Origin of the sequence: Brucella sp. MAB-22 (assembly GCF_025908475.1) — a bacterium.
Taxonomy (GTDB): domain Bacteria; phylum Pseudomonadota; class Alphaproteobacteria; order Rhizobiales; family Rhizobiaceae; genus Brucella; species Brucella anthropi.
The window spans coordinates 1560753-1586962 of sequence record NZ_CP109781.1 but is presented as its reverse complement, the minus strand read 5'-3'; the positions used below and the strand labels follow the sequence as shown (position 1 = coordinate 1586962).

The window sequence follows — 26210 nt, the reverse complement described above, 5'->3', positions numbered from 1 at the left end:
CTGGGCCAGACTCTAGCAATAAGCGCGCTATTTGCGCCCGCGCTGGCTCTCGACGCAGTTCTTTGCATCCTTTCCAGGCGCACATTCGTCATCATCTGGATTTTTTAAGCGATCCCGTTTCTGTGGCACTGAATTTAGAGGAACGTGAACCGCGTCTGGGTCAGACGACGGCTGATTGGGAGATGGTGGCGGATTGCCTGGCACCTCTGGTTCTTGCGTGCCTGACTGTGTCGGCATACCTGATTCCTGTGCAACTGCTATATTCGGGGCAATCAGTAGTAGCGCAAGAATGAGTAAGTTTTTCATTTTCCTACTCCGAGTTTAAATCATGGAATTGCCTTACTTCTTCACTTCACATCTTACGAATAAAGGGCCTATTGAACTTTAGAAGAGCCTTGTTCGCCGCTGTTCTGAGGAGACACCCCATAATAATAAGGTGTTGCGAAGATAAATCCCAAGATCACAGCAACGGCTAAAATTAAGAACAATATCGACTTACGCATTCAATTCTCCTGTCCAAGACAGACTAAACGAACCGCCGCCATTCGGGTTCCGTCCTCTCGACAAACATCTGAAGCGCACTATTTGCCGAAAGCGAAAATATTCAGGGGATCAGGATGTCCAGTTCGGAAAAGACGGAGCCGACAGCAGACGGGCTGAAGGAAACACTTCCATCGAAGTCAGCCGCCATCCACGAGCTAATCCGACGTGATGGTGAGAAGGAAATCAACCGAGATGCAATGGCGCTTTTCTGGTCAGCCATTGCAGGCGGAATTTCTATGAGCACATCCATGATCGCTCGGGGAATTCTGGAGACTTACCTTCCAGACAGCGATCTTTTCTTCCTTGTGAGCTCCGCAGGATACACGGTCGGGTTCATCATCGTCATCATCGCCAATCAGCAGCTATTTACGGAGAATACGATCACTCCTGTCTTGCCATTTATGACGGAACCGACGCTGTCGCATTTCGTGAAAATGATCAGGTTGTGGACCATTGTTCTCTTCGGGAACTTGATTGGCGGTGCAATTGCAGCCTTCGTTATGGTTAAAATGCCGATTTTCTCTGACGAAGTGACCAGGACGTTTGTTGACATGGGTAAGCACCTTATGGCCAGCAGCAGCAATGAATTATTCAGTAAGGGAATAATGTCAGGCTGGCTTATTGCTACGTTGGTCTGGATGCTTCACAGTACAAAGCAGGGGCACATAGCATTAATCTTTCTCATCACATACCTCATAGCTATCGGCGATTTAACGCACATCGTAGTGGGTTCAATTGAGGTGCTGTTTTTACTTATGATTGGAGAAGTCACCCCGTTTGACAGCATCTTTAAGTTCGGGCTCCCAACTTTGTTCGGGAACGTCGTTGGAGGAACGTTCATCTTCGGATTAATTTCGCACGCACAGGTGCGTGCCGACGAATAGTCAGGAGATAAGGAGGAGCGCATGTGCAATCTATACAATATCACCACAACACATGAGGCCATGCGCCGTCTGTTCAAGAAATTCTCGGACCTGACCAATCGCGTCGATCCGCAGATGGATATCTTTCCCGACTATCGGGCTCCGGTTTTACGAAACATCAAAGGTGATGAGCCAGAGCTGGCAATGCTCCGCTGGGGAATGCCTACGCCCCCGATATATGTGAAGGGCGAAGCGGATAGCGGAGTAACGAATATCCGCAACCTCACCTCGCCGCACTGGCGGCGGTGGCAAGGCGTCGAAAGCCGTTGCGTTGTGCCGGCCACATCATTCTCCGAATACGGGCAGGAACCGGACCCGAAGACCAAGCGTAAGCTGCTGCACTGGTTCGCGCTGAATGAGGAAAAGCCGCTGTTTGCCTTCGCAGGTATCTGGACAAGCTGGAAAGGCGTGCGGAAGAAGAAGGAAGGCCCGGTCGAGGTCGATATCTTTGCATTCCTCACCACTGAGCCAAACGCTGTCGTGAAGCCGGTTCATCCGAAGGCAATGCCGGTTATTCTCCGCACCACGGAAGAAATCGACGCTTGGCTACGCGCTCCATGGGACGAAGCCAAGGAAATGCAAAAACCCTTGCTCGACGCCGACCTGATCGATCTCACGCCAAGCAATGACAACAAGGAAGAGCAGGCGAGTTTGTTTTAGGGAGGGTAGAATGAAAGGGCCGAAGAAAGACGAGGACTATCCGGAACGGTTTATGGACTGTCAGGAAGCTCTGGCCGACGGCCTGTTCAACCTGATAGACGACGCGCAAGAGGCTGGATGGGATCGCATCGAAATAGCACGGGCTATCGCCAGCATGGCTAAGGGCGTCCAGATGGGGGAGATGGGAACTGACCCGGAGGAATAGCGTGGCGCTCACAGCGGAACCATTCCCCCTCCCCAGAGTTGTAATAATGCAAGAACGATAACTTCGCGCCGGTTCACCTCTACTGGCACCAGAACCATCGCTGGCGCAGCCCTGCCTAGCTCGTCCCTCGGCAGGGCAACTTCTTTGGGAGGGGAATATGGCTTGGGGAAAACCAGTAGACGTCGAGCTCTATGGAATTGGCAAATATCGCGTTGTCCCAGACACCCCGACAGCTGCACGCTGTCTGTTGAACGACTGGCCACACAACGCCCACGGCAAGGAATACGAAGAAGCCTTACAGGCATGCCTTGCCGATCTCGAAGGTCTGCCAAACACAGCCCGTAAATCGTTTGTCAAAGCGGCCAAGGCCGCTGGAATGACGATCCGGACCAACCAATGGGATTGAGATCATCCGAGGTTTTGTGAAACGCCTTTGGATGATGGCGCGAAGCTAGGTCGGGCACATACGCCGAGCGCGGCCCCGACGTTTGTAGAGGACGTCGGGGCATCTAAACCGATAGTCGGCAGTGGGGGGGGGTATTGAAAAACTCAGACATCGAAAGGGCAATTCGGCGCCTGCAGCTTCGCGAACCATTTAGCGCTAGGTCCGTTCATCGTGCTTTGCCTGACGTGAACATTGCAAAAATCGCAGATCATCTGCGCAAGCATTCTGTCAAAACCAACTATCAGCATAAGCCAGCCTACATCCGAGTGATGCGAGGCTGGTACCGTTTGAATGAACGTTAAACATCGGGGCTTTACAAATCCGATTCCCTGAATAAAATTTTGGGTGCCGATGAGACATAACTTCCAACCCCGCGCGATCCCACTGCGGGGTTCTTTTTTAGGCGACCTTCCTTTGCTCCGACGCTTTCAGCCTCTCCGCGAAATATATGATTTTGTTCAGATCATACATTCGGCTGGCCGCGTCTTTTTCTCCGAACCGATAGCAAGCCTTGAAGATGTTACCGAGCGCGAAGGACATGCCTTTGTGCTCGATAAGGTCGTTGAGCTCGGTCGCGCCGGGCGGTAGTTCGTAATAGCTCGTGCTGCCGCCGTCGGAGGTGACGGCACGCGGGTCATAGACCGGCTGGCCTTCAATCGCAGCACCTACGCGCGCCCATTCAGCAATCTCACGGTCAATTCGTGCGTCTGGAACCATTATATCTTCTCCTCAAGTGCGGCGTCGATCATAACCCGCCATACATCGGATGCACTGTGAGAACCGGCTCTGTATTCACCCGGTAAATTATTCAGGCCATTCCCCATGAGGTCGGTAGGCTCCCGCATTGCCTCCATGGCTACGCGAGCTGATCTTAGCCATGCTTTCCGTTCGCCTGGGTTTGCGCTCTCCCATGGCTCAGAAGATTTATCATCCCACTCATCCTCGAATAGAGCTTTAGCAACACGCTCAATCATCGTCTGCTCTACCATACCCCCTCCCTGACCTTCCGTTTCGGCTCTTCAAACTCCTCAGTTACAGGCCCGCCAGCAAGCAGACCCCGGACCGAGGACAGCTTATCGCGAACAAGCGGACGAAACCGACGCGCTGCGAATGGCGGATTGTCGTAACCGAACTGAGGGCAGACACCACGATCAACGCCTTTAAGGCGGATGCCGATGAAACTGCCCTGCGTGTAATGCTCGAACGGTCCGATCCAGGTGACCTCGTAAATCTCGCCTTCCTTGATCTCGATGAACTGTTCGAATCCGACCTTGGCGTCGATGCAGACGACCTTCTGGCCTACATGGAAGTTGGTCATGCCGCATCCCTCCAAGTCTCTAGTCGCCGATACTCGACCAGCACACCAAACCGCTTGGCCCGCTGGATGCCCTCGATCATACCACCGCTAATGCCACGGTCACCGTAAACAACGCATTTCTCTGCCACGCGATACCACGCGAGGCCAGCCTCAATGCCGAGCTCACGTTCATCAGGCCGCGAGTCTTCCAACACTTGCGTATGCAGCAAGTGGCTCGTGATGGGTGCCTCTCCGCGCCGCAAACTGTCCAGAAGGCAGGCGCGGGCATATTCAGTGTTGCGTGCGATGTCGCCGCCGTACGGGCTTTCGATGATGACGAGAGGCTTGCGTGCTTGTTGCTGGGCAGCTGGCACAAATCTATAGGCCTCCACGACGCCCAGAAATGTATCCCGTTTCACCTCGACCTTATGTCCGGCGGGAGGTTCAGGCGGATCGACAAATCCTTCAAGTGCAATCCAGCCGCATGGCACATTGTCGTTATAAGGTTCTGGCGAAATAGGTATAGCTGTATCATCACCACGATACGCCTTCGCTGCTTCCTGCTGGGCAGGAGACAGCGTGGATACGAAACCTGTCATTTCCCGGCCCGGTTGCTGGGCAACTGGCACCGGCTGCGGCACAGGAACGTTACCGATGTAAAGCTCCCCAGCCCTTATCGTCACTCTGGTTACCGGCAAGTTGTCGTTATAAGGTTTTGGCAGGCGACTTATAACCTTCCCACCTGCCTTCATCTGCCGACCTTCAACAGCCGCTCGCGCAGCGCGGTCTTCTGCTTCTTCTAGCATGTTCTCTCCTCGTGTTGTGGTGAAAGCGCCGCTTGGTGGGCGGCGGGTGTGTGCTAGCTAAACTGCTCAGCGGCTGCCACAGAAACAAATCATTGATTTGGTTGATGACAGACTTAGGAAATTGTTTATCTTACGAGAGTGGCCATTCTGAGTACGAAAATGTTGAATTTCAGAAACCCTTTAAGTCACCTAACCTGGGCTTCCAAAAGCATAACAACCCAGAATGGGGCGCTTAATCCCATTCTATGGCTGTGTGGAATTTGCGTCCCGTCCGCTGTCGTGTGCGCCATTTTTGCCCCTTCTGAATGGATGGTGTACATGTTTTTTGCCTTGTTGACTCCAGTAGCAGTGGCTCTTGCATGCTACGTAGGCCTTCTTATGATGGCGCCGGACCGGCTCCATTCTGAACGTCATCAGATTGAGCTACGAAAGCTTGCTACGATTGGAGATGATAGGTCTGGTGGAGTTGTTTTAGAACACGAACCAACAACTAATCCTTCGAGCAAGAGGTTATCATGAACGACGCGGAGAGAGGCATCCGGACGTACATGATCTACGGCATGTATAACAATATGAATACTGCTGCATTCCATCAATATTTGATAGATAGTGTTGACATTCTATCGTATTGGAACCACATGCCCTTGCTTTATTTTGTCAAAAGTAGAAGCACTCCTTTTGAAATGGCTGCAAAAATCAGGCCATTTTTCGGAGGGACTTGGTTCATTGTGAACGAGGTTGTACCGGGCGCTGGAGATGGATGGCTACCGAAACCGGCGTGGGATTGGTTTACCACACCTGCACCAAACGAGAAAACCACGTCGTCACCTCGCCAGCAACTGGCAGATTTGTTTGCGCCTCCTCCACCACCGCCACCGATTAAAGGCTAGTCACGCCACCCTCCTCGCGCGCGCCACATTATCATTCGCGGCAACCGGCATACGCGCTGCGCCCTTGACCATCGCTGGCGTCATCCTGTCCCGGGCAACTTCGCCGTACTCTTTGTGATACGTAATACGCTTGGCTGACCTTCCGGACAGCCAGCCGCCGCTCGCGGCATAGTCATCCTTGGCGGCAAGCGTTTCGTGGCGCTCGACATACATTAGGTTTGTCCTGATGCCCTCATCGGAATGCTTATGGCCAATGTGGCAGTAGGCCGACAAACTCAGGCCGTATTCTTTGCGGAACAGGCCAGCCATCGTGACGTCGACATTGTTGATAGTTCGCTTGTCGCCGTGATGGTAAAACAGTGCTGTCTTACCCCACGAGTAGACGTGGTAGTGCATCGGCGAGTTGTCGACGCTTATGCGAGGCTCGTGCTCGTACATGGCCGCAAGCATCTCACGCAGCCATGCCGACGATGCTGGATCATGATTGCCAGACGCCATGATAACGTGAACGTGCTGGTGCTTCTGTAATAGCATGTCGATGATGCGTCGGACTGTGCGAATGACGACGCGGATGACCTTCTGCAAGCGGCTGTCTGCGTCTAGCACGTGCCTATGAGCCGGTGTAACGCTTTCGAGGCTATCATGGTGCATCAGATCACCCAACTGCGCCAACACAGCCGTGTGCGCCTGCGGAGCGGCGGCTACAGCTGCGGCGAACCAGTCCAGTAGCAACTGCTCGGCAATACGCAGATCGTAATCATCTCCGGTTTCTTCACGCCATGCCAGCATGCCGAAGTGACTATCTGTCACGACGAACTGGTTAAGTAGTTCGGACGCAACATGCGCCGGAGGAGGCGTAATCGCGACACGCGGTAGTTTTTCAGACAGGGCTGCAACCGTTGCATCCAAAATGGCGCGTTGCTGTTGCACATCAGCCCGCTCCATAATGTGCTGCGTGATAACCCGGCCTTCGGCATTAACGAGCGTCGTCTTGCCTTTAACGGCAAGGCCATCCGTCGGTTCATAAACCGGGCCAGCCTCTTTCGTCTGGCGCATATAAGTGCCGTTTGGCGTCTCGGTCAGGCTTTTGATCGCATAGCCGGGCAACGTCGGCGACGGACCCAACAACCCAATCTCTGCCGCCCGCTTGATGCTCTCGTGAAACGCCGACTTCTTTATGCCAAGCGCAGCGGCAGCCTTAACCAGCGTGCCGTGCTCGCGGTAAGCCTCCGCGCGGCGCAGTAGTTCTTCGTGTGAAAGGCGCGCACCCGCGCCCTGTCTGTCATGGGGCATACAGTCTCCTCGTGTTTGGATAGTGGCCGTGGTGAGCGGCGCAAAAGGAAGGGTGGAATGTCTCGATAAATGTGGTGTTAATGGCCAAATAAAAATGGAAAAAGAAATGAAAACCCCGCCGAAGCGGGGCTTGTTGCTGTTAGGCGGCGTGAGTGATTGCAATCGTGATGTTCTGATTAGCTGGTTCGAACAGACTGCGCTGTCTAATGGGCTCAAAGCCTGACGGACAATAGAATCCCATATCGTCCCAAAGAGCACAGGCGAACCCGTCTCCTTTTACCTGCTTCGCAAGTCGTACGAATTCCATATCTCGGGCGTCAGGGACGATTGGACGAGATGGTCTGCGGTTACTTAGTTCGGCTTCCATGGCGTTGAATGCGGCTATGTATGCCTCTTTGAAGCGAGCGGCGTCAGCACCTGTGAAGCCCAGCACTAAAAAGGCGAACCCATCCTTCGTCATCTCATAGTGAGACGTGCTCTCTCCAGTTAAGTCTTTGATTTTAAACGGTGCAAAATTGCGTCGATGAAAACTTTCGCTGCATTGCACATCCCGAATTGCCCTCAATACATCAGCGTGCCGCTTCTCAAAGAACGCAGCCACATCCCGGCTGTTTGCATACACAGCGCCGTCTTTAACGAATACGGATGGCATAGAAATATCAGTCATTGTTACTCCTCGTGTTGGGTGATTGCCGCGGTATGCGGCGCGGGCGGGTAGCCCGACGAGGAGGGTGGAACGCCTCAATAAATGTCGTGTTAATGGTGGCATGCAGACCTGTTAGTATTGGTGAATTACTCGGGCCTTACATCAAAATTTTCCATCAACCTTGAGGGGGAAAACCAACAAGGAAGGCTGTTTTCTGAATCATTAATTGGAATCAAGCCTTTGTAAATAATACGGTATTCTAAACGCGCACCACCTCAACGCTTAATTCGCATCTTAAGTCAAGAAGAATTTTTATAATTATGTTGACACCGCTTCTCCAAGTGGTTAAAATCAGTGTCACGCACTGTAATTAATTATTATAGTTTACATTAAGTAAAAAATCGGCAATAAAAAAGGCAGGTAGCGAATCGTCGTTACCTGCCTTTTGTGTCGATCAAACGGTGCGCCGATTGGCACGAGTCGTTCTCTCGCCTGAACAACGTTGGGATACGACTATCGAGGGTAAAAATCAAGGCGCGCTGGAAATCGGTTATTGAACATGTCTAAGCCGCCTCTAAAGCCAGGCAATATAACTCCCCGCTCCGGCCAGTACGCAACTATTGGACCACGCGGTGGCGTTGGACCGGAGATAACTGGTGTGCAAGGAAAGCCTTTGCCTCCAACCCCCAAACCTGGTTCAGGCTATCGCTTGGTTGACCCAACCAAGCACAAGTAAGTGACTGGCGCCCTTCGGGGCGCCTTTCTTTTATGTTCTAGTGCGCCCCGTCCTCGTTGCCATGATGTTGTCAATCCGTTCTGTCAGCCCGTCGATGCGGTGCGCCACACTTTCGATGGCTCGCATGATCTGGGACGTCTGCTCCTGCATACCTGCCTTGGTGGCAAAGGTTTCAGCTGCCCGCAGCTTGTAGTCGGAAAGCTCCTGCCGTGTCAGGCTGGCAAGAGCCGTTGCAGCGTCCGCCTTTGCAGCGTTCCGCGTTTCGGCTTTCGCGATCTGGCTCTCAACGTATTTCCAGAGGCCGAACAGAAAGCCCATCAACATTACGATAAAGCCGACGACGGCCATGATTTCAGCGCCGGTCATTGCACACCCTCGGAAGTTATGTTGCAATCGTCTGATCTAAAGGGATGGGGGAAATGTTTGAAAATCAGACAATCGGGGTGACTTGCCCTAAATGTGGAAATCAGATCGAGCAGACTATCGGTTGGCTTAAATCCAACGACAATGTCACTTGCCCTGGGTGCTGTTCTGATTTCATCATCAATAGCGAAAAGTTCTTCGCCGGAATTGAGAAGGCCGAGGAGGCCATCGCGAAATTCGGGAAATCCATCCGAGATAGAGGATAGCGACGATAACATTTTTTGGGCGCTATGCGTGTCCATGCGCAACGACAATTTACTCACGGCCGCACCCCGCATAGCTTTTCAAGTTTGGTGTTCTCTGCCAGGATCTGGCGCTTCGTTCCGTCGGTCAGGCTGTCCTCGACGCTCGGGCGGACGGGCCGCGCGACGTCGCAGTAGCTACCGGCTGTCACGCATCCACCGAGACAGAGCAACGTCAACATCACCGCCGCCAAGCTTGCTCGTTTCATCTTCAATCTTCCTTGCTTTATTGGCGGCTTTCAGCCGGTCGGCGGTTGCGCTTGTGGCATTGTCCGCCCTACCTTTGAGGTAAGCACCCGCCAGAATCGCAAGGGCCGCAGCGATTGCCACGGCCCAGCCTGTGATCTTGGAGCGCAGGGTTAGGAGCCAGGTCACACCGCCACCCTCTTCAGTTCCAGCCTGCCGCTCTTCCAGAGCCAGAAGCCCGCGCCTGCTGCGACCAGCAGGAGCGCTACTGTTGCGAACGCCCATGGGTTCGACACCGCGCCGATAAGGCCAGTCACGAGCGTCCCTCCCGTACCAGCGACGATTGTCTGCACCGTTTTATCCTGCAGCAGAGGCACATCGTCAGCCTTGGCATCTTCTGCTACGGCCAGCTTCATTTCACGGGCGGCCACGATGCTGTCGAGGAAGTTGCGGTAATAACCTGCGATAAGGCTGGCCTTGTCGCTGCCGTTGACGATAGCGCGGGCGCCTACAGGGTCTTCCTTGCCGACGCCGAAATAGTCGGCCAGCCGCTTGCCCGTGAACTTGCCGTTAATCATCCCGTCAAACAGGATTCGCACAGCTGTGCTGTCTTCCAACGCGGCGTCGGGGTTATCACCGAGCCCATACTTCTTATAATTGTCGCGTCCGGTGATCTGCACCAGCCCGCGACCGCGGAACCGCCAGCCGTCGTTTGCGCCGGTATTGCCCATGCGACCGCCATAGACCTTGTTAGCCAAAGCCTGCGGGTTTCGGACAAAGGGCTGAGCGGCGGTTACCGTGCTAAACCGCGGCGGCCAAACCTGCCGGATGCGAGCCGCACTGGTGTAGGTAAGGTTTTCCTCGATTGGCTGCATCTTGCCGCCGGTCTCATGGAATGCCGTTGCGAGCACATAAGCCGCCTGCTCATCCGGCAGGCCTCGGCGTTCAGCTTCAGCCAGAATCGCCGACGTGCCGTCGACCTGCGCCTGCGACAGACGGCCGCCAAAAGGCGCGCGCCTCGCATAAGCGAAGAACGTTGTTTTGTTCATTGAGTTGTTCCGGGAAAATGGCAAACTTACTTTGCCGATTGATTCATTGGCGATAAATGGGGGACCGCATGCCGTATTTTCATTGTGCGCCGATTAGACTGGGCGCAGGCAGCATAATTGAGCCAGGAAATTGGGGGCGGATTAAACGGGCTTTCGAGCAGGCGCCAACGACAAACTATCGCGAGCTCGCATTGGAGTTCGGTCGGCTAGCCCTAAACCCAAAGGCTCCGAGCCGTCTTGATTGTGTCTTTTGTTGTGAGAATCGCGCTGACGCGGATCAATACGTTGCCACCCATTCGGCATTGTCAGTAGTTCACGAAGTCGAACTGGTAGACCCTGCCGTACCGGTTTTCCGTACCTCGTGGGACTTTGTTGGCACGACCAATCCAGGTATGCCCACACCATTCGCGCAGATGGATAACGATATTCGATCATATTGGTCGGGAAATCCGCAACAAAACGTTGAGGTGTTGATCGGTGGCTCTGTGCGGGTGATTAGGGCGCTGTAGTTCAACCTGCAAGCAGTTCAGCTGCCCTGTCATCTCCAAACAAATCCGTAGCCATTTGGACCAACAGCGGCCAAAGCTCATGATCTGATCGGAAGGTGTTTGCGGTCAGAAAGATTTGACGGGTGCGGAAGGGCTGAGTTGCCATGGCAGCATTGACCTGATCCGCCTCGGCTTCGGTCATGCGCTCCCACAGCGTAACTGCTGGAAGAATGGTGACTGGCTCTGGTTGGATTATTGGTTCCGGCGGCGGTGGCTCCACCAATTGTCCATCTGGAGCGCGCCACAGCTGCATTATGGAAGCGCGGAGCCATTGCTCATCTGTTACGGCCACTGCATCGGCAGGTATGGCAGGGTTCAGCTTCCCCTTTTCCGTGGGTGGGTAGGTGACTTCGTCATAATAGAACAGCGGATAGCCTTCTGGGCCGAATTTGATGAATTTGTACTGCATTTTTCTACCTCACCAAAAAGCCATGTGCTCTCGTGTTGCTGCCCTGAAGCAAGGGGGAGCCAGCGGCATTTACTAACTCGAACTCAAAGGTAACAGTGTCTCCGACGGTCAGAGGTATCACGCTCGTTATCGTGACATGCTTGAAATATAAGCTCTTGTTTTCGATGCCGCCAATGACAGTAGTCCCGTTCCTCTTTATTCTGAGAATTGCATATCCGGTATTATCTTGGCCGACGTTCCATTGTGCCGAGAACGAAAAGAGGTAATTACCTGCTTCTGGACAAAGAAATCTCGACCCGTTCCAGTGATTTCCAACATTGACATGCGTCGCTGTCATGTTGACGGCATTGATGCCATTACCGATAGAAATATCAGCTGGCGGATAAGCTGAAAAAATAGGACGGTCCGAACCCGTAACCGTGCGCAAGGCTGTTGCATTTGCGGTAGCGACCACAGAACGCCCGTATGTGGTGATGTCTGAAAGAAGAACATCGCCATTCGCATCGGTATTTAGCAGCTTGCTCGCTGCCAGAGCGATGGACTTAAGTGCACCCGTCTCATCAGTTTGAAGGATTTGGCGAGCGCCCAACGTGAGTGCCGTCAACGCGCCAGTTTCATCCGTCTGCAATATCTGACGCGCCGCCAGTGTCAGCGCGGCCAGCTTGGCGAGACTGCCGTTCGGGTCCGGAGTACCGAGCTCAGACTTATCAATCAGGTCATAAAGACCGGCAGCGTTGCCGATCAGAAGATTGCCTTCTTCTACTGGAATGCTCGCAATGTTCGAAAGAACACCATTGCCAAGGAGTTCAATCAGCAATGTAGTCTGAGCTGTAACGCGTGCGCCATCTGGTAGATAGCGCGCACGATATGGGGCATCAGTCAGGCCAGTTCCTGTCCAGGGATCAGCCAGCGTCAACTGCGTGTTGCTATCGACGCTGGCGATTACTGCCGTCAGGTTCTGGATTTGGAGCGTGTCGCCCGGTCGAAAGGCCGCCGTTGTGAACATGGTTCCCGTACCCGTGACGGTCGTGGAACCATTGGCAAGCGTGATCGTCCCGGTCACATAGTCAGGCAAAACAGCCATGAATTACCTCCCCGCGCTGTCAACGCGGTTTCCTATGATTGGATTTGGATGAAAGTCAGCGTTTCCAGACAAGCGCTTTCACATCGCCCACCGTGTTGCCGATTGAGTTTGTGCCTGAACTGGTAATAACGGTGATCTGCAAGCCGTAAACGTTAGTCCCTGTAATGGCGGTAAAATCAATATTACAAGCCCCCAAGGGCAGTGAGTTTTGTCCCCCGGTAACAGAGGCCGTGTTGGAAACAATTTCTGAGCCTGTCGTCATGTTCCACAAGGTGAGTTTCAAGTTGATTGAGCTACCGGTGGAGGCTGTAAACGGAGTGGCCACATTACACCCCACAACCACTGCATTACCCGCAGGATTGCTAATTGTCAGAGCAGCGACCACACCAGAAGTTCCAGTCAATAACTGATTGAAAGGGGATCGATTTGGCTGGGTGACGGCGTTGAAATCAAGGTTACTCGTTTTCACCACTAGATTGTCGATCACCGCATTTTGTATCTGCGCCCACTGGATTTGCACGTTGACGATCTTCGCCCAGTCCATGACGAAGCCTTCGCCGTACATGACGTTATTCTGGATGACGAAAGGCTTGAAGAACTGAGTTCCATTCGAGAATACGATCTGTTCCGCAATAAGAGCTATACGCGCCTGAGTGCTGGTAACATCAAGAAACAAGCCAGCACTTTTGAAGCTGTCATCTGTCCCACCGCGCACTTCCATACCAATACGAGCATTCCAGCCTGACGGGACAACGTAAGTACCCATGCGGAAAGTAGCGTTCGCTGACACCTCATTGACGTTGGACGACAGTTGCGTGAGCAGGTTTGCCTGCGCCGTCACATCGCCTTCAACTCCATCAACGCGCACCTGCAGAAGCTGAATGATGCTAGCGCCTGTATTGTCCCAGAGTTGAGCATTGATGCGTGTCAGCTGCTGGCCAATGGCGCTGTTTGGTCCGGTAGCAACAATGATATCTTCCTGCCATCGGGCTTGAGCATTGCCAAACGTGCTCGACAACTGCCGCGTCAGTCGCTGAATATCGGAATAATTGCTGTTGTGGTTGTCCGCTGTCAGCGTCGCTAGTTCTTCCGCCTGACGGATCAGCTCTCGCACCTGTGGCCCTATCCAGCCCAGATAGCCTTTCAGATCATCGGCCAACCCTTCGTAATCGATCGGGTTCTGATCGCCTTGTGCATTCAGCGTCCGAAATGGCCTTGCCGCGGCCCACGCCACAGCACGCCCATTATCGACACGCAGGCGCGTCCGAACGAACCAGTCCGTAAGAGAGGTAAGGCCTTCAACCAGCAGAACATTCACCACGTCCCATGTCACGAAGCGCTTGAACACCTGGCTTGGATCATTGGCCGGCCAATACTCGATATCGACACCGACAACAGAAATGTCATCGATCGCATCCCACAGCAACCGTGCACCCGGCAATTCACCAGCGCCATCAGCCTTGACGATGGTCGGAATGACATCAAAATTCTGCACCTCGGCCAGATATTGCGGCGGCGGAATGACGATGATGTTCGGCGGGTTGGTTTCATAAGCCGTCGGATCGAAGACGCCATTGCTGATCTGTTGCAGCGCAATTGAGATATCGCGGGCGCCGTCAGTATTGATGCCGCCGAGCTGCCGGGTCAGAACCTGATATGTCCGGTCGCCATATTTTGCGCTATTCCAGCGAACCCACCGGCCTTCCTTGATCGTGTCGAGGAATTTCGGATGAACGACGATTTCCGCTGATGCCTGATAACGCGCCCCACGGATTGCGATGTCAGCCAGCCTGTCCACCTGCCGCACATCGGTGACGGCAGCGTAAGGAATGGCGCTGGCAAGCGTTTCGCGATCTTCGGCCAGCGCACCAGCATCGATGCGAGTTGCCGCGTCCTTCGTTTCATAGAAGTCATCCGGCGAGACATATGAGGCCGCAACCGTGTTGATAAGTTCTGTACGCTTGCGCTTTGCGCTGAAACGAAGCGGTGCACCACGCTTGATATCTGCGTCGGTGATGGTTGCAACGATGGCCTGCGGAGCGCCCGCAATCGGGAATTCGCCATCGACACGCTCTACCCACGAGCCGCACATGGCTTCGAGGATCGGCGATAGGTTGGCGTCGTGGTTCGCGCCGGGACCATCCTTGGCAATCGCATGGGCGCGATAGCGCTTAGAACCGTCCGACATGACTTCGTCGCAGATGTTCGCTGCCTGGGTGTATTCTGCCAATGGCAGGCGGCTTGCACGAACAGCCTTGCCGACCATGCGCTGCGATCCATTGTAGAAGCCGCGCTCCAGATTGTAGATCTGAACCGGCGGATTATCGGAATATTCCCACGTGCTCTGGTCACTCCAGCGATGCGCGCCCGATCCGCCCATCGTGCTGTCCTTACGCCAATCATAAAGCGGCGCTCCGACGACTTCGAAGAGTAGCTTTGCCGGCGAGGTCAGTCCGTCGCCGTTCTTGCGAAGTTCGGAAAATACGATGGCATAGGCAACGCCGGCACCACGATGGTTCGCAGTCCAGCGCCCGGCAGGGCGGGCATTGTTGATCAGCGTCGGTTCGGCCTGCTGATCCATCGTGCCGTAATAGAACTTGACGCGGACATTGTCGTGATCGTCGCCGCTCGTGCCTTCGTTCGGCACAAGCCAGTAACCGTCGGAATCTTGCTGCACCAAGCTCCGCCATTCGCCATTGTAGCGAACACGTGGAACAGCCGTAATGCGAAAGCTCGACAGAACGAACACGTCCTGTATCAGACGCCCGCCGCTACCATAGCTGTTGCGATAGATGTGATGGCCTTCGGTCGCACAGGTACCAAGAATGACCGAACGCGGAATATTGGCGCCATACTGCGTTTCCAGCTCCGACGCTCGGCTTTGCGTCTTCGGAGGAAACAGCGCATTGACGGCGTATTTCAGCGCAATGCCGAAGGCTGTCTGAGCGATACCGGCAAGGATCGGGCTCGCTGCAGCCCATGCGGCCACGCTTGACACGATGCCGCCGATAGCGGTGAAGATAGGCGCTAAAAATGGCATACGGCGGCCTCATGCAGGCGCAACAAAAAAGGCCCGCTGCTGGCGGACCTTCAAAGGCGCAAATTGTAGTGGTGGTTAGCTGCCGACCTTATAGGCCTGCTCGATTTTGGTCACCGGAAAGAACGTGAGCCCATACGGCTGCTTGACCGCGAAACCAGACCCGCAAATGAACCCGGCCACATATTCGTCATTGATCAGCATCACGCCGACATCGCCGCGGCGAGCAGAGAGCCGATTGACTGCCTCAAGCTGGAGATAGGTTTCAAGCACGTCCTTGACGTTCTCGCAGCCATTGGCGCGCATCTTACGAGCTGCACCGGCTTCGGTTTTGTACTTACCTCGAAACTCGGCGAGTGGATCTTCTCCGGTGACGGCCTTGATTGCATCGGCTGCCGTCATCAGACAGTCTGAAATGCCCCACTCCGGCAAGATCGATACGTGAACTGTCGCAAGGTCTTCCAGCGCCCGATCCCAGCCGGGGACCCTAGCCGAATTTGATTTTGAAGAATTCATTCTTGGTCCTTGCTGCGTACTCGAAAAGCATATCGCCCGGCGAAACAAGCTGCTGATCCTCATGTGAGGCGTAGCGATAGCCTTCGCGGAAATTGTCGACTGCGCCGGTCTCGATATGACCTTCTAGCCAAACGCTGTCACCTTCCTCGCGGTGATCAATGGTATCGACATAGCCGTACCAGGTCGGCTCGGCGTGAAGGAACTCGTTCGTGTCTGGGTCGAAATAGAAGTCGTAGAACGTGACAGGGCGGTTCTTGTAATCTTCCTGCTCAATCAGGCCGAGTTTGTCGGGCGTCAGGCCAAAGTCGGCAGCAGCGGGCAGTCGCATCGTCACGGGCTGTGCTGCCGTGCCGAGCGCGTACATCGGCTCATCGATGTCGATGATAGTGTTGCCGTGATAGGTCAGGCCGCCATAGTCAACACTGCCCTTACCCGAAAAAAACCCGTAGATGCCGGTGCCGAACTCGAACTTGACGGCAGAGGCGATCTTGCCCCTGCCCTCGTCGAGCAATTGCTGTAGACGTGCTGGGAAAGCCATTAGTTACCGCCAATTCATCGAAAGGGTGGATTGAACCGCGCCCAGCTGATATCTGGCCGGCATGATTAGAAGTGTTTGCGTGTTGATTGTCGGTTTTGGTGCCTTGATCCAAGGTGTTCTTCGCCTTGGAAATCCAGCCCAAGCAGTAGAAAAAACGGGCTGGTTATATCAGCAGTTCGGAGACCAAGGCGTAGCTTTCGGCATGGTCGCCCTTGGCGCCGTCGCATTGGTCATAGGCGCCATTATGTTCAACAACACCTGGGTTCGTGCTATTCGCGCTCGGCGCCAACGGTAGGCAAACTCGACTTCCGATTGCGACTCAGCTTTGATGCTCGCGCGGAGGCACAACCATGTCAAAAGGCAAAAAACATCCTGGAAACAGACCTGATAGACGTCGCTATCCATTAATTGATATCAGCTTCGCTCACTTGCTAGGCGAGCTCGTGATGGCTTGGAACAACACCGAAAATTGTTGCAAGATGCTTTTGAGCCATTTGCTTGGCCAACCAAAGGGAGTGCAATCTGTCACCAACGAACTAAATGGTCAGTCACTTTGGTTCGCGCTTCGAGCTTTATCTTCATCTTCGTCTCACCCGGAAATTGAGCCTCACATTAAAGAAATTTCAATTTCCATCGAACGATTGAATGAACATCGCAACTACTTCGTTCATGGTGCTAAGGAAGATCAAGGCAGCTTTCTGATCTTACGAACCGAGTACGCCAAGGGCGAAATCCGAGAATACGAAGATAAAATAGACAAACAAGAAATGCATCAGTTGATCAGGGATTGCGAGGACATGGGAATGTGCGCCCTGAATATCATCGCATATCTAATTTTAAAGCGTCGGGGTCCACCAACTTCACTTCCTGAAATGCCCTTTTTACCACCTCAATTAGACAAAACCCGTCGTAATTCGAAAGTTCGCGTTCCAAAACCTTTGTCATCTCAGGAGTAAAACCGAAAAAATCTCTTTCTTCCACTTCCTTCACTTCGGCACCTCAATGAGTTGGAACGACGCATCGGGAAACTTGCCTTCGCCGATTTCCCACGTCTTCGGCATCAGCCGCATGTTCATTATAGGGTTCTTGAACTTCACCGCCGCGCCGACGGTGATATAGGATGGTAAGAATGGCTCGATCTTCACCTGCAATGTCGTGCTAGCCGCGGTGGCATCGGCAACGATGCGAGCGATGAAGTTGTAATTGCCGATCGTAAAGCCAACCAAATCACCGTTCATCAGCTTAAGACCGACTGCAACGCCATTCAGCGTAAGAGTATTGCCGTTGATCGTGCCCAATGAAGCCGTACCGGTAATCGCCGAGTTGTTTGCGTCGCCCCAGTAGGCTTGCGGAATGCAAACATGCTTCGGCGTGTAATGCACCGTAACCTGACCGCCCCGGCACCGATCAATGAACGCCTCGAGCAAATTGCGTTTGGCATTCGTCAAGTCGGTGACTTTTGCCGTCCACGTCCAGAACGGATCGCCGTTCTCAATCGCTGAAATCGCCCGATCCCCATACTGAGACATGGAAACCGGGCGATTCAGGACCGGGAAAGTCGGCTGATATCGAAGGCCAGTCGGAAGTAGTTCAGCCATTACTTTGCCAGTCCTCTTGAGTTCACCTGCCTTAGATCACGCGCCGTCCGGACGGCTCCCGACTTATCGTAGGAAGCCAGCCCTTGCTTTACGTTGCGCTGCGAGATGCGCTCGACCTCGGCCTGCCAGTTGCCGTCACGGTCAACAAAAACACGAACGTCGGCGATACCGGATTGCGCTTGCTGCGACGCAGCAGGTGACCGCAGGATCGGCATGGCTGGGGCGCGCAGAGGTGAGCCTCCGTCCTTCAGTCCGATAACACGCCCGCTGTTGATGGCTTCCAGTAAAGCACGGTTGCGCTTTGTCGCTGCCGCATTAACGACGAATTCCTCATCGCTTAGCATCGTCGGGATTTTGTCGCCACGTGGCCCGCCAGGACCACGAACAATGCCACCGCCAGCGCGCTTTACCGGTCCACCGTTCTTGCGGAATATACCGCCCAGAGCGCCGAAGAGATTAAAGCCGCCCTTGTCGGTATCGAAGATGTTCGCAAGGCCGATATCGATTAGCTTTTGCGCGATGCGGCCAAGAGCGTTCGCGAAAATCTCAGCTGACTTTGCGCCGTTTAGGAAGTCATCAGCAATCCCGCCAACCAGGTCCTTTTGGAATGCCGCCATATCTTCCGCGGTTTCCCGAATCCGGTTTTGTGCTTCGGCCAGCTTGTTAGCCTCGGCACTCGCAAGAGCCCACTGGTCCGCCGTGGCAGCGATTTGAACCCGCAATTCTGGCGTGAGCGCGACACCAGCCTTTTGCGCTGCATTGAGCAGTTCCTGCTCTGTGCGCGCCTTTTCCATGGCAAAGCCATAGTCGTTGATCAGCGGGTTGATCTGGCGCTGTGCCTCAGTCTCTGCAACAAGTGCAGCCGTGCGGTCGGTGACGCGCTGCATGTTATCGTCAAACCGCTCGGCAGGCGTTTTCTTGGTCCGACCATTCTTCTTATCGTCTGGTGTAGTGGCGATGCCGCCGCCGTAGCCCGATGGCGTTGAGGCGAGGATCTGCTGAGCCTTCTTTTGCTGGTCTTCCAACTTCCCAACGGCTAGCCCGAGAGCATCGGCGTTAGCCAGAGCTTGATCGGCGGCATATTCCAGCGGCTCAAATTTGAGCCCGGTTAGCTTTCGAAAACCTTGAGCTCGTGCATTCGCTGCCGAGAAATCAGCATCTGCCTGTGCATAGGCCGCCTTAGCCGCTTCCAACTGCAAACTGATCTGCTTGACCAGTTCAGTCTGATACTGTCGCGAAGCTGAGGCTGCGCTTTCTAGCGCAACCTTGTTTCCATCGACAGCTTCGCTGAATGATTTAGCAGCACGGTCGCCCGACGACATGTTGTTGTAGAGCAGGTAAACCGCTCCAGCAGCTGCACCCGCAAGAAGCCCAATCGGCCCCAGAGAAGCACTAAATGCAGCAACAACACTGGTTCCGGTGCGTAGTGCGGTCAGGAACGAACCCAACGCAACAACGGCCTGACCGAGTCCGACGACGACCCCAGCGATTGCCCGTCCGGTAAAGGCCGTAAGTAGCACCGTCGCAAAAGCCGCCACGACATCAGCGATTTCTTTGAAATTGTCGGCCACATACTGCAGCACTTGAACCAGCTGCGCACTTGCGCCCGCCGATTTGTCAGCATTACCGATATAGGCTGTGAATTCGTTGTTGAGCTGGGTAAAAGCATCGGCAATTGTTGCGTTCGTCGCTCTGAACTGCGCTTCAATTGGCTTCTGTGCGTTCAGAATGGCCTTGAACACGCGATCGGAGGTCAGCTTTCCATCGGCGCCAAGCTGCTTCAAACCTGCGATTGTGGTCTTAAACTCGTCAGCAATCGCTTTCGCAATGACTGGTGCGTTTTCACGCAAGGACCGGAGTTCGTCACCCTGCAAAACGCCAGAACCCAAAGCTTGCCCGAGCTGGAGAATGCCCGCAGCTTGCTCCTGTGCCGATGCCCCGCCCGCCTTGAATGCTTTAGATACCAGCGACGTCGCCAGTGCTATCTCGTCTTCGGATTTAGCCACAGCGGAGGCCGATCTGATCAATCGGGCATATAGGTCAGTATACGCTTCAAGACTTGTACGCGCCTCATTGGCGCCGTCCTTCAACTCATTCAGCGAACGTGCGCCAACACCTGCAGCCGTGGCAGATGATCGAATGAGGTTTCCGGCCTGTGTCCAAGCATCTGCATACTGCATCAGCTCACGCGTACCCAAAGCGGCAGTAATGCCGGTTAAGGGAGCAGCGAGGTCTCGTATTGTGCCCTTGCCGATATTACCGAGCGCCGCATTTATACGCTGTACGCTGACATCTGCGGACTTCTCCATCTGGCGCATCTGCCGCGTGAACTGCCCACGCTGACGATTGATGGCGTTCTCCAATCGCTTGAAATCGGCTGAAAATTGAACGACAAGAGATTCAAGGTTGGTTGCCATGGCAGGGAGGCTCCATGAGAGTATGTTTTTTGGTGATTGCCGCCGCCGTTATGGCAATGCCCGCGCAGGCTAATGAGCAGAACGATGCGTTCGCGCGGGCTGCGCTGGAGTGCTGGAACCCGCCTGCTTCAATGAAATTGGCAAGCAAGATCGTTCTCTCTGTCGAACTGGATAAAGACGGGGATTTGTCGGATGTGACCGCCAAAGAGTTCCCGAAAGACGGGGTTGGGAAGGCTGGCGTGGAATCGCTCAACCGAGCCTTACAACGATGTGCGCCTTACAAATTCCCCGCAGGCTCTTACAAGTTGATTGTCGACAAGAACACCAAAGGCGGGAAGTCGTTGGATCCATATAAATAATTCTCTAGAAGATCATTTTGATCTCATACGCTCGCTTACTGGGATAAATCAATGCTTGAAATTGTAACTGATCAAAATATTTGTGATGCTGTTTACCAAAATTGGGTTTCAGCAATTAAGAAGAACAGCACAAATACTGAAAAAAATGTTTGGTTGATGCACGATCGTACAGTTCTATTCGGAAACTATGGACACGGCGACCCTGGACAAATTGAAGATCAAGTTATGTTCGGGTCATATCCCGACATTAAAAACGGAATTGTAAAAATTGTAAGGCCCGTGGGGTCTGGTTTAGACAGGCACAAACTAACAATTGTAGCCAAAGACAAGATGGGCAATCGCCTCTTGCTACGAGAAGGTCGTTTGCATAAGAACGCTCTCTCTCATCTAATCGTTGGAGACGAATTCGAGCGCTTTAGTAAGTTACGACCGCTCGAAGTACTTGTCGAAGGCGGTTTGTCTAAGCGAAAATATTACTTGGTTGCCAATATTGATTCCTCTGAGGCGAATATCATCAAAACTACAGTGGATTTTGCACTAGGATGCACATTGGCAAGACTGGCAAGTTCGACCCCCGTGAATTATATTACAGACAACTCCTATCATTTAGGCGCCGACGAGACGGGAAGCGTAACGGTTGTTGACCAGCCGGGGTGGAGTAAGGAGGTATGCCGGCTACAGGGTTTTGTTTGGCAAGCATTGAATGCCTGTTTAAATGGAAAGCTACTAAAGCCGCAGCGAAATGGTTTCGCAGTTGACGCGATTTATCCAGAGGCCAATTTACTCATAGAAATCAAAACAAGTTCGTCAATGAGTAGCGTATACGAAGCAGTTGGTCAGCTTAGCTTATATCCTCACATTATCGGGTTAGAAAAACAGTTAAAACCTGTGCTTTTAATACCAGAAGAACCTCCTATGCGCGACATCGCCATTGAAGCGGTAAACAAAGCGGGTATTTTGGTTCACACTTACAGTGTTAAGCCCACTAATAAGTCCGAACCGATTATAGCAATTTCGGAGAAGTTCATTAGTTACTGCCGAACACAATGTTCGTCCTAACGGCTGGTAGAGTCTGTCAGTATAGCCGAGGCAACCAGGCGACGCAGTTGGGTTGCTACTAGCAAGCCACGCTACCCCTCGCTCACCCACTCCCAAAGCTCGTCTTTTTCCGCTTGGCTCAAACCGCCATCGTCAGTCGAGTTGGCTTTGACGTACCCGTCTACGGCAGCCATGAACTGCCACATGGACATTCGCCTTACTTCTTGCGGCGTGAAGCCGAGCGCCGCACCGTTGCCGTAGACCGCGGCAAATCGGACTTTACCGTTGGGGAGACTGTCAAGTTGCTCTCCGTCTGATTTGCCGCCGCTGACTCCCCCACCGGCTCCTCCGGTACGCCTTGAATGCCGGCCTGCAAAATGATTGTCGCGAAGACGATGTTCTCGGCAGGTGGCCGCTTCTCGACATAGGTTCGAACAAGCTTCGTTGCCGCAGTCGGCTCCATCCCACCACCGATAAGTCCCTGCCGTATGACGTTTGAAATATCACCGACGCGGCATTGTTTGGTGAACAGCCGCTCCAGAATGACCCAAGGGCCAGCGTCGCAGGCTTCTTGCAACGCTTCTAGCTCGCCCCAACCGAGGCGGAAGGTATAAGTACCGTCCGCCCAGTCGAGTTCTACTTTTGCATCTCTGCTCATTACGGAGCTGTCGGTGCCGAGACGCGGACCATTTCGCCATCGGACTGCAGCGAAACGTTGTTCGTCGCGCGCTCGCCATTGTTGGCGCCAATTTCCAGGCTCTCAACGTGCATCTTGCCGGTATAGGTGTAGGTCTTAGCTGGGAAAACAATCTCAACTTGGACCGGGACAGAATCGATGCTTTCCCAAGCATCCAGCCACGTTTCCACGGATTCGGAAGCCAAGACGCCCTCACCGTTGATGCTCATCGAGAGCGAGGCGGCGTCACGACCGATCCAGTCGACCTTGTCGGGATCTTCACAATCGGGAATCGAAACCTCATTGAGGTTTTTCGATAGCGTGATCGATTTCTGCGTAAAGCCACACGGCGCAGTGTAAACGATTGGCGATGCATCATCACCGATCTTGACGCGGACCTTTCCGCCTTTGATCGTGGTGGCAGCTGTCATGGAGTGCTCCAATACGAAAAGGGCCGCCTCTAGGCAGCCGAGTAAACAGTTTTTGAGAGGCGGTGTGGAGGGCCTTAAGGCTGCTCGATGATCGCCGTGTAACGGATCGACGCATGATTGATTGCGCCATCCTGGATGTAGTCAGTACGCCAATATTCGAATGTCACGAGGGCGTTGGCCGTCAGAACTGGTTCCCATCCTCGTGTTGCGAGGCGCACGGCGTTGGCGACGTCGCGCATCTGCTTTTTTGCTGGCTCGATCGACCAGACATCCAGCTGGAAAATGATATCGTCGGCATAGATGCAATCGGCATCTGCCTGTTGAGCGCTCGACGCGCCGATACTGACATATGGGAAGATCGAGGGCGAAACCTGCCCTTGGTCGTTCGTTGGCGGGTTATCGTAGCTGCGCTGACCAATCAGGGAGACGAGCGCAGGAAAGCTGCGTAGGCGCTGAATGATTGCGCCCTGAAGCTCTAGAACCGGGTCCATTAGCGATCCGCCGCTATCTGTTTGGCTGCCTTGGTAATCGCACGCGACACTCGGGCCCGTGCGCTACGTCGCTTGGCTCGCCACGAGACGTAAAAGAATGGCTGTGCCTTGGCGCCCGGATTAAAAGTGCCGGGATACATGCCGCCATTCACGTGCGGAGCGCTGCCGAACTCGACCAGATGGGCATAGCGCACCTTAGAATTGCCAGCGTAAATCGTAATTGTCAGCTTGCCGTCATTCGACTTTAAGCTGCCAATGCGCTGGCTGTATTTTGGAGCGTTGCCCCAAGTCCAGCCGATGCTATCTCGTAGATCGCCCTTATCGACGGGAACCAAGTTTTGCATCATGTTGACGATGTCGTGCGCGCCTTGCTCCATCGCTGCTCTAACAAGCTTTTCAGCGACTTCTGGGAACTTAGTTAGCTTGATCTGAAGGCGGTCGAGACCTTTAATCTTTACCGCCATCAGGATTCCTCGCCTTCAATCGCCAGCATCTCAATGTACTGCCCACGCTCGTCGGGATTGACAACGGTCTTGATTCCGAGAACCCGGTTCGGCTTGTCCCCAGTCTTCCCCGCTCGAGAGTCGTATGCCCGCCACGCCGCCGTAATCTGCCGTGCCTGCTCGCTACTGCGAATGGTCAGATTGTACGGCTGCATAGACTGCATTCGCGCGGCCATGACACTTTCGGCATTGCTGCCGTATCGCGGTTCCAGCCTTCCAGGCATGGTGAACTGGTCAACCCATTCACCACGCGTTCCGCCAAACCCATCGTCTACGTCCTGCCGAACCTGAAACGTTAAACGGCAGTTTAGGCTGCCGGCACCTGCGCGCTTCGCCATGCTTCGGCCTCGTCTTTTGTAGGGGTTGGAAGCCGCTCGGCTTTGCCAGCGGCAATGGCGCGGTTAGCGCAAGACGTAGTCACTAACCCGACGTAACCTGCTGGATAGCGGATGGTCACTGCAGGCTTTGGGATGAAGTCGTAGGTGGCTGTGAAGGCAACCCAGGGCATGACTACACCCTCAGCAGCCGATACGGATCAAGCAGCCAGCGTGCCGATCTGTTCTCGAACAATTCGGCGGTCGATTGTCGCTCGCGGTTCTCATAAAGGTCTCCCGCGATAAGCAGGACAGCCGCGTCCACCTCGGATTCAGCGCCAGCGGGCACGGCGTCGCGGTTCATGTAGCGCAACGCAGACCCTTGAGCTGCGGCCAGATAGCCCTCTAGCTCCGTATCCTCATCATCGAATTCAATTCGAAGATGTCGCTTTAGCCGATCAAGATCCACCGCCACGGTCGAAGCCCTTCTTCTTAGCAGGCTCATCTGCGACACAGCCCAGAGTTCGCGCAACCTCGGCAATGCGACCAGTCACGGTATCGCCAACATCAAACTGGCGCGGATAAACCTCACCTTCAGGCACCGCCTTGAATGCCTTCGCAACACGCACTTCCATCAGCGCCTCCTGTATAAAGGGCGCCCGAAGGCGCCCCGTTACTATTCAGATTAAGGCGTCGGTGCCGTTGCGATCTTGTGGTAACGCAGGGCCGTCGGGTCAGTAACGCCGCCGCCAACGCGTTTCGTGGTGTAGAACTGCACGAAAGGCTTGTTGGTGTACGGATCGCGAAGGATGCGAATACCCATACGGTCAACCACAAGATAACCGCGCTGGAAATCACCGAAGACAACCGGGATAGCGTCAGCCGCAATGTCCGGCATTGCAGCAAGCTCGCTGACCGGGAAACCAAGGATCGTTGCAGGCTGGCCAGAAACCAGACCCGGCTGCCAGATGTAATTGCCCTGACCGTCCTTCAGTTTACGGATGGCGCCCTGCGTCTTGCGGTTCATAGTGAACCGTGCATTCGGAGTGCGCTCACTTGGCAGGTCGTAAACCAGATCAATGAGACCATCGGTCGTAAGACCGGCTGCGTCACCGCTATTCACGGTCGGAATCGCGCCCCACGGGTGCGAATTCGCCGCCGTATAGGTCAGTAGACCCTTGGGCTTGTCGGTACCGTTGCCGGAGACGAACGCGATACCTTCCTGATAGGCGAACTCAGTCTCGACTTCACCGGCAAGCCAGTTTTCGAGGTTGATTTCGGAATCATCCAGCAGGCGCTGCGTTGCAGCAGGATTGGCGTAGATTTCGCCGGTGTTGAACTTCACCTCGGCGAACTTTGCAGCCGGGGTTTCAGGACGTGCAGCGGATTCACCTACCCAGCCCGACGCCGTAGCGCGGTCGTTGTAGAGCTTGGAGAAGCCGTTACCAGAAATCTGAATGACCGAAGCGATACCGCGCATCGGAGAAACGATCTTCAGCTTGTCGGTAATGGTGCGGTCCCATTCGGTCGGAGCCGTATAACCGCCGTCTTCTGGAACGGCGACGCTCATCGCGGCCTGTGGGTTGGCCTGAATGAATGCGTCAATGCTTGCATCATCGCCTTTGCGGAAGAAGCGGTCAAACGCCTTGGTATATTCGGCGTTCTTGACGGCATCACCGGGCTTGGATGCGCCTGCCGTCTGCAAAGCTGCAAGCTTCTGGGCCTGCTCGTCGAGAGCCGCCTGAAGGTCGCTTACAGTGGCGTTGATGCGGTCGACCTTTTCGGTGCGAACGACATCTTCCGTGCCCTTCTTTACGTCATTAAGAGCTGCGCTATGTTCTGCCTTGAACGCTTCGAATGCGCGGCCCTGCGCTTCAATAAGCGCCTTGATTTCATCGGGTTCCATT

General features: G+C 54.1%; 33 protein-coding genes. 9 read left to right on the top strand and 24 right to left on the bottom strand.

Annotated elements, in window-relative coordinates:
• The first annotated feature begins 617 nt into the window (after positions 1-617).
• The 4 genes from OHI65_RS07320 (at position 618) to OHI65_RS07305 (ending at position 2737) form a co-directional block, all read left to right on the top strand.
• Entirely contained in the window at positions 618-1427 is an 810-nt protein-coding gene (locus OHI65_RS07320; protein ID WP_264358623.1) for a formate/nitrite transporter family protein, read from the top strand.
• A gap of 21 nt (positions 1428-1448) precedes the next feature.
• Positions 1449-2126 (top strand): SOS response-associated peptidase, encoded by a 678-nt coding sequence (locus tag OHI65_RS07315; RefSeq protein WP_264358622.1) that lies wholly within the window; start codon positions 1449-1451, stop codon positions 2124-2126.
• A 10-nt stretch (positions 2127-2136) separates the two neighbouring features.
• Positions 2137-2331, top strand: a complete 195-nt coding sequence (locus tag OHI65_RS07310) for a hypothetical protein (RefSeq protein WP_264358621.1) — start codon at positions 2137-2139, stop codon at positions 2329-2331.
• Positions 2332-2488: 157 nt separating this feature from the next.
• Positions 2489-2737 (top strand): DUF982 domain-containing protein, encoded by a 249-nt coding sequence (locus OHI65_RS07305; RefSeq protein ID WP_264358620.1) that lies wholly within the window; start codon positions 2489-2491, stop codon positions 2735-2737.
• A gap of 438 nt (positions 2738-3175) precedes the next feature.
• Here the strand turns inward: OHI65_RS07305 and OHI65_RS07300 are convergent, their stop codons facing one another.
• The 4 genes from OHI65_RS07300 to OHI65_RS07285 are packed head-to-tail and all read right to left on the bottom strand — an operon-like array spanning position 3176 to position 4879.
• A complete protein-coding gene (locus OHI65_RS07300; protein WP_264358619.1) occupies positions 3176-3493 on the bottom strand; it encodes a hypothetical protein in 318 nt (105 codons plus the stop codon).
• Positions 3493-3765: a hypothetical protein gene (locus OHI65_RS07295; RefSeq protein WP_264358618.1), complete on the bottom strand. Its 273-nt coding sequence runs from the start codon at positions 3763-3765 to the stop codon at positions 3493-3495. Before OHI65_RS07295 ends, OHI65_RS07300 begins: the two co-directional genes overlap by 1 nt.
• Complete coding sequence (locus OHI65_RS07290; RefSeq protein ID WP_264358617.1) at positions 3759-4094, bottom strand: hypothetical protein; 336 nt, start codon at positions 4092-4094, stop codon at positions 3759-3761. The genes OHI65_RS07295 and OHI65_RS07290 overlap by 7 nt, the downstream gene beginning before the upstream one ends.
• Positions 4091-4879, bottom strand: coding sequence for a hypothetical protein (locus OHI65_RS07285; protein WP_264358616.1), 789 nt, complete (start codon positions 4877-4879; stop codon positions 4091-4093). The genes OHI65_RS07290 and OHI65_RS07285 overlap by 4 nt, the downstream gene beginning before the upstream one ends.
• 515 nt (positions 4880-5394) lie before the next feature.
• On the opposite strand from OHI65_RS07285, the gene OHI65_RS07280 reads away from it, so the two are divergent.
• The gene (locus OHI65_RS07280) at positions 5395-5769 is read left to right on the top strand and encodes a hypothetical protein (RefSeq protein WP_264358615.1); all 375 of its coding nucleotides are present in this window, start codon (positions 5395-5397) and stop codon (positions 5767-5769) included.
• On the opposite strand, the gene OHI65_RS07275 is transcribed toward OHI65_RS07280, so the two are convergent.
• The 3 genes from OHI65_RS07275 to OHI65_RS07265 all read right to left on the bottom strand — a co-directional run bounded on the left by OHI65_RS07275 (position 5770) and on the right by OHI65_RS07265 (position 8810).
• Entirely contained in the window at positions 5770-7062 is a 1293-nt protein-coding gene (locus tag OHI65_RS07275; RefSeq protein WP_264358614.1) for an oxidoreductase, read from the bottom strand.
• A 139-nt stretch (positions 7063-7201) separates the two neighbouring features.
• Positions 7202-7729 carry a Rha family transcriptional regulator gene (locus OHI65_RS07270; RefSeq protein ID WP_264358613.1) on the bottom strand — a complete coding sequence of 176 codons (528 nt, stop codon included), beginning with the start codon at positions 7727-7729 and terminating at the stop codon, positions 7202-7204.
• A gap of 745 nt (positions 7730-8474) precedes the next feature.
• Entirely contained in the window at positions 8475-8810 is a 336-nt protein-coding gene (locus tag OHI65_RS07265; protein ID WP_264358612.1) for a hypothetical protein, read from the bottom strand.
• A gap of 44 nt (positions 8811-8854) precedes the next feature.
• Here OHI65_RS07265 and OHI65_RS07260 point away from each other — a divergent pair, with 44 nt between their 5' ends.
• Complete coding sequence (locus tag OHI65_RS07260) at positions 8855-9073, top strand: YnfU family zinc-binding protein (protein WP_319636859.1); 219 nt, start codon at positions 8855-8857, stop codon at positions 9071-9073.
• A gap of 174 nt (positions 9074-9247) precedes the next feature.
• Here the strand turns inward: OHI65_RS07260 and OHI65_RS07255 are convergent, their stop codons facing one another.
• From OHI65_RS07255 to OHI65_RS07225, 7 genes are all read right to left on the bottom strand, one after another.
• Entirely contained in the window at positions 9248-9484 is a 237-nt protein-coding gene (locus OHI65_RS07255) for a hypothetical protein (RefSeq protein ID WP_264358610.1), read from the bottom strand.
• Entirely contained in the window at positions 9481-10344 is an 864-nt protein-coding gene (locus OHI65_RS07250; RefSeq protein ID WP_264358609.1) for a chitinase, read from the bottom strand. Before OHI65_RS07250 ends, OHI65_RS07255 begins: the two co-directional genes overlap by 4 nt.
• A gap of 510 nt (positions 10345-10854) precedes the next feature.
• On the bottom strand, positions 10855-11301 hold the full coding sequence (locus OHI65_RS07245) for a hypothetical protein (protein ID WP_264358608.1): 447 nt from the start codon (positions 11299-11301) through the stop codon (positions 10855-10857).
• A 4-nt stretch (positions 11302-11305) separates the two neighbouring features.
• Positions 11306-12385, bottom strand: coding sequence for a C1q-like domain-containing protein (locus tag OHI65_RS07240; protein ID WP_151689402.1), 1080 nt, complete (start codon positions 12383-12385; stop codon positions 11306-11308).
• Positions 12386-12440: 55 nt separating this feature from the next.
• The gene (locus OHI65_RS07235; RefSeq protein ID WP_264358607.1) at positions 12441-15425 is read right to left on the bottom strand and encodes a phage tail protein; all 2985 of its coding nucleotides are present in this window, start codon (positions 15423-15425) and stop codon (positions 12441-12443) included.
• A gap of 75 nt (positions 15426-15500) precedes the next feature.
• Positions 15501-15938, bottom strand: coding sequence for a DUF6950 family protein (locus OHI65_RS07230; RefSeq protein WP_151689400.1), 438 nt, complete (start codon positions 15936-15938; stop codon positions 15501-15503).
• Positions 15910-16476, bottom strand: coding sequence for a hypothetical protein (locus OHI65_RS07225; protein WP_151689399.1), 567 nt, complete (start codon positions 16474-16476; stop codon positions 15910-15912). The genes OHI65_RS07230 and OHI65_RS07225 overlap by 29 nt, the downstream gene beginning before the upstream one ends.
• A gap of 350 nt (positions 16477-16826) precedes the next feature.
• Here OHI65_RS07225 and OHI65_RS07220 point away from each other — a divergent pair, with 350 nt between their 5' ends.
• On the top strand, positions 16827-17432 hold the full coding sequence (locus OHI65_RS07220) for a hypothetical protein (RefSeq protein ID WP_264358606.1): 606 nt from the start codon (positions 16827-16829) through the stop codon (positions 17430-17432).
• Between the two features lie 30 nt (positions 17433-17462).
• Here OHI65_RS07220 and OHI65_RS07215 read toward each other — a convergent pair whose 3' ends face one another.
• Positions 17463-18074, bottom strand: a complete 612-nt coding sequence (locus OHI65_RS07215; protein ID WP_264358605.1) for a hypothetical protein — start codon at positions 18072-18074, stop codon at positions 17463-17465.
• On the bottom strand, positions 18074-20491 hold the full coding sequence (locus OHI65_RS07210; protein ID WP_264358604.1) for a tape measure protein: 2418 nt from the start codon (positions 20489-20491) through the stop codon (positions 18074-18076). Before OHI65_RS07210 ends, OHI65_RS07215 begins: the two co-directional genes overlap by 1 nt.
• A 14-nt stretch (positions 20492-20505) precedes the next feature.
• Between OHI65_RS07210 and OHI65_RS07205 the strand changes: the two genes are divergently transcribed.
• Together OHI65_RS07205 and OHI65_RS07200 are read left to right on the top strand one after the other, a co-directional pair.
• The gene (locus tag OHI65_RS07205; RefSeq protein ID WP_264358603.1) at positions 20506-20850 is read left to right on the top strand and encodes a hypothetical protein; all 345 of its coding nucleotides are present in this window, start codon (positions 20506-20508) and stop codon (positions 20848-20850) included.
• A gap of 51 nt (positions 20851-20901) precedes the next feature.
• Positions 20902-21909, top strand: a complete 1008-nt coding sequence (locus OHI65_RS07200; RefSeq protein ID WP_264358602.1) for a hypothetical protein — start codon at positions 20902-20904, stop codon at positions 21907-21909.
• A gap of 196 nt (positions 21910-22105) precedes the next feature.
• On the opposite strand, the gene OHI65_RS07195 is transcribed toward OHI65_RS07200, so the two are convergent.
• From OHI65_RS07195 to OHI65_RS07160, 8 genes are all read right to left on the bottom strand, one after another.
• Positions 22106-22546, bottom strand: a complete 441-nt coding sequence (locus OHI65_RS07195) for a gene transfer agent family protein (RefSeq protein WP_264358601.1) — start codon at positions 22544-22546, stop codon at positions 22106-22108.
• Entirely contained in the window at positions 22546-22995 is a 450-nt protein-coding gene (locus OHI65_RS07190) for a phage tail protein (protein WP_264358600.1), read from the bottom strand. Before OHI65_RS07190 ends, OHI65_RS07195 begins: the two co-directional genes overlap by 1 nt.
• A 74-nt stretch (positions 22996-23069) precedes the next feature.
• A complete protein-coding gene (locus OHI65_RS07185) occupies positions 23070-23486 on the bottom strand; it encodes a DUF3168 domain-containing protein (RefSeq protein ID WP_264358599.1) in 417 nt (138 codons plus the stop codon).
• The gene (locus OHI65_RS07180; RefSeq protein WP_264358598.1) at positions 23486-23950 is read right to left on the bottom strand and encodes an HK97-gp10 family putative phage morphogenesis protein; all 465 of its coding nucleotides are present in this window, start codon (positions 23948-23950) and stop codon (positions 23486-23488) included. Before OHI65_RS07180 ends, OHI65_RS07185 begins: the two co-directional genes overlap by 1 nt.
• A complete protein-coding gene (locus OHI65_RS07175) occupies positions 23950-24327 on the bottom strand; it encodes a head-tail adaptor protein (RefSeq protein WP_264358597.1) in 378 nt (125 codons plus the stop codon). The genes OHI65_RS07180 and OHI65_RS07175 overlap by 1 nt, the downstream gene beginning before the upstream one ends.
• 172 nt (positions 24328-24499) lie before the next feature.
• The gene (locus tag OHI65_RS07170) at positions 24500-24778 is read right to left on the bottom strand and encodes a head-tail connector protein (protein WP_264358596.1); all 279 of its coding nucleotides are present in this window, start codon (positions 24776-24778) and stop codon (positions 24500-24502) included.
• On the bottom strand, positions 24762-24938 hold the full coding sequence (locus tag OHI65_RS07165) for a hypothetical protein (protein WP_264358595.1): 177 nt from the start codon (positions 24936-24938) through the stop codon (positions 24762-24764). The genes OHI65_RS07170 and OHI65_RS07165 overlap by 17 nt, the downstream gene beginning before the upstream one ends.
• Before the next feature lie 50 nt (positions 24939-24988).
• On the bottom strand, positions 24989-26209 hold the full coding sequence (locus tag OHI65_RS07160) for a phage major capsid protein (protein WP_264358594.1): 1221 nt from the start codon (positions 26207-26209) through the stop codon (positions 24989-24991).
• Position 26210 lies beyond the last annotated feature (1 nt).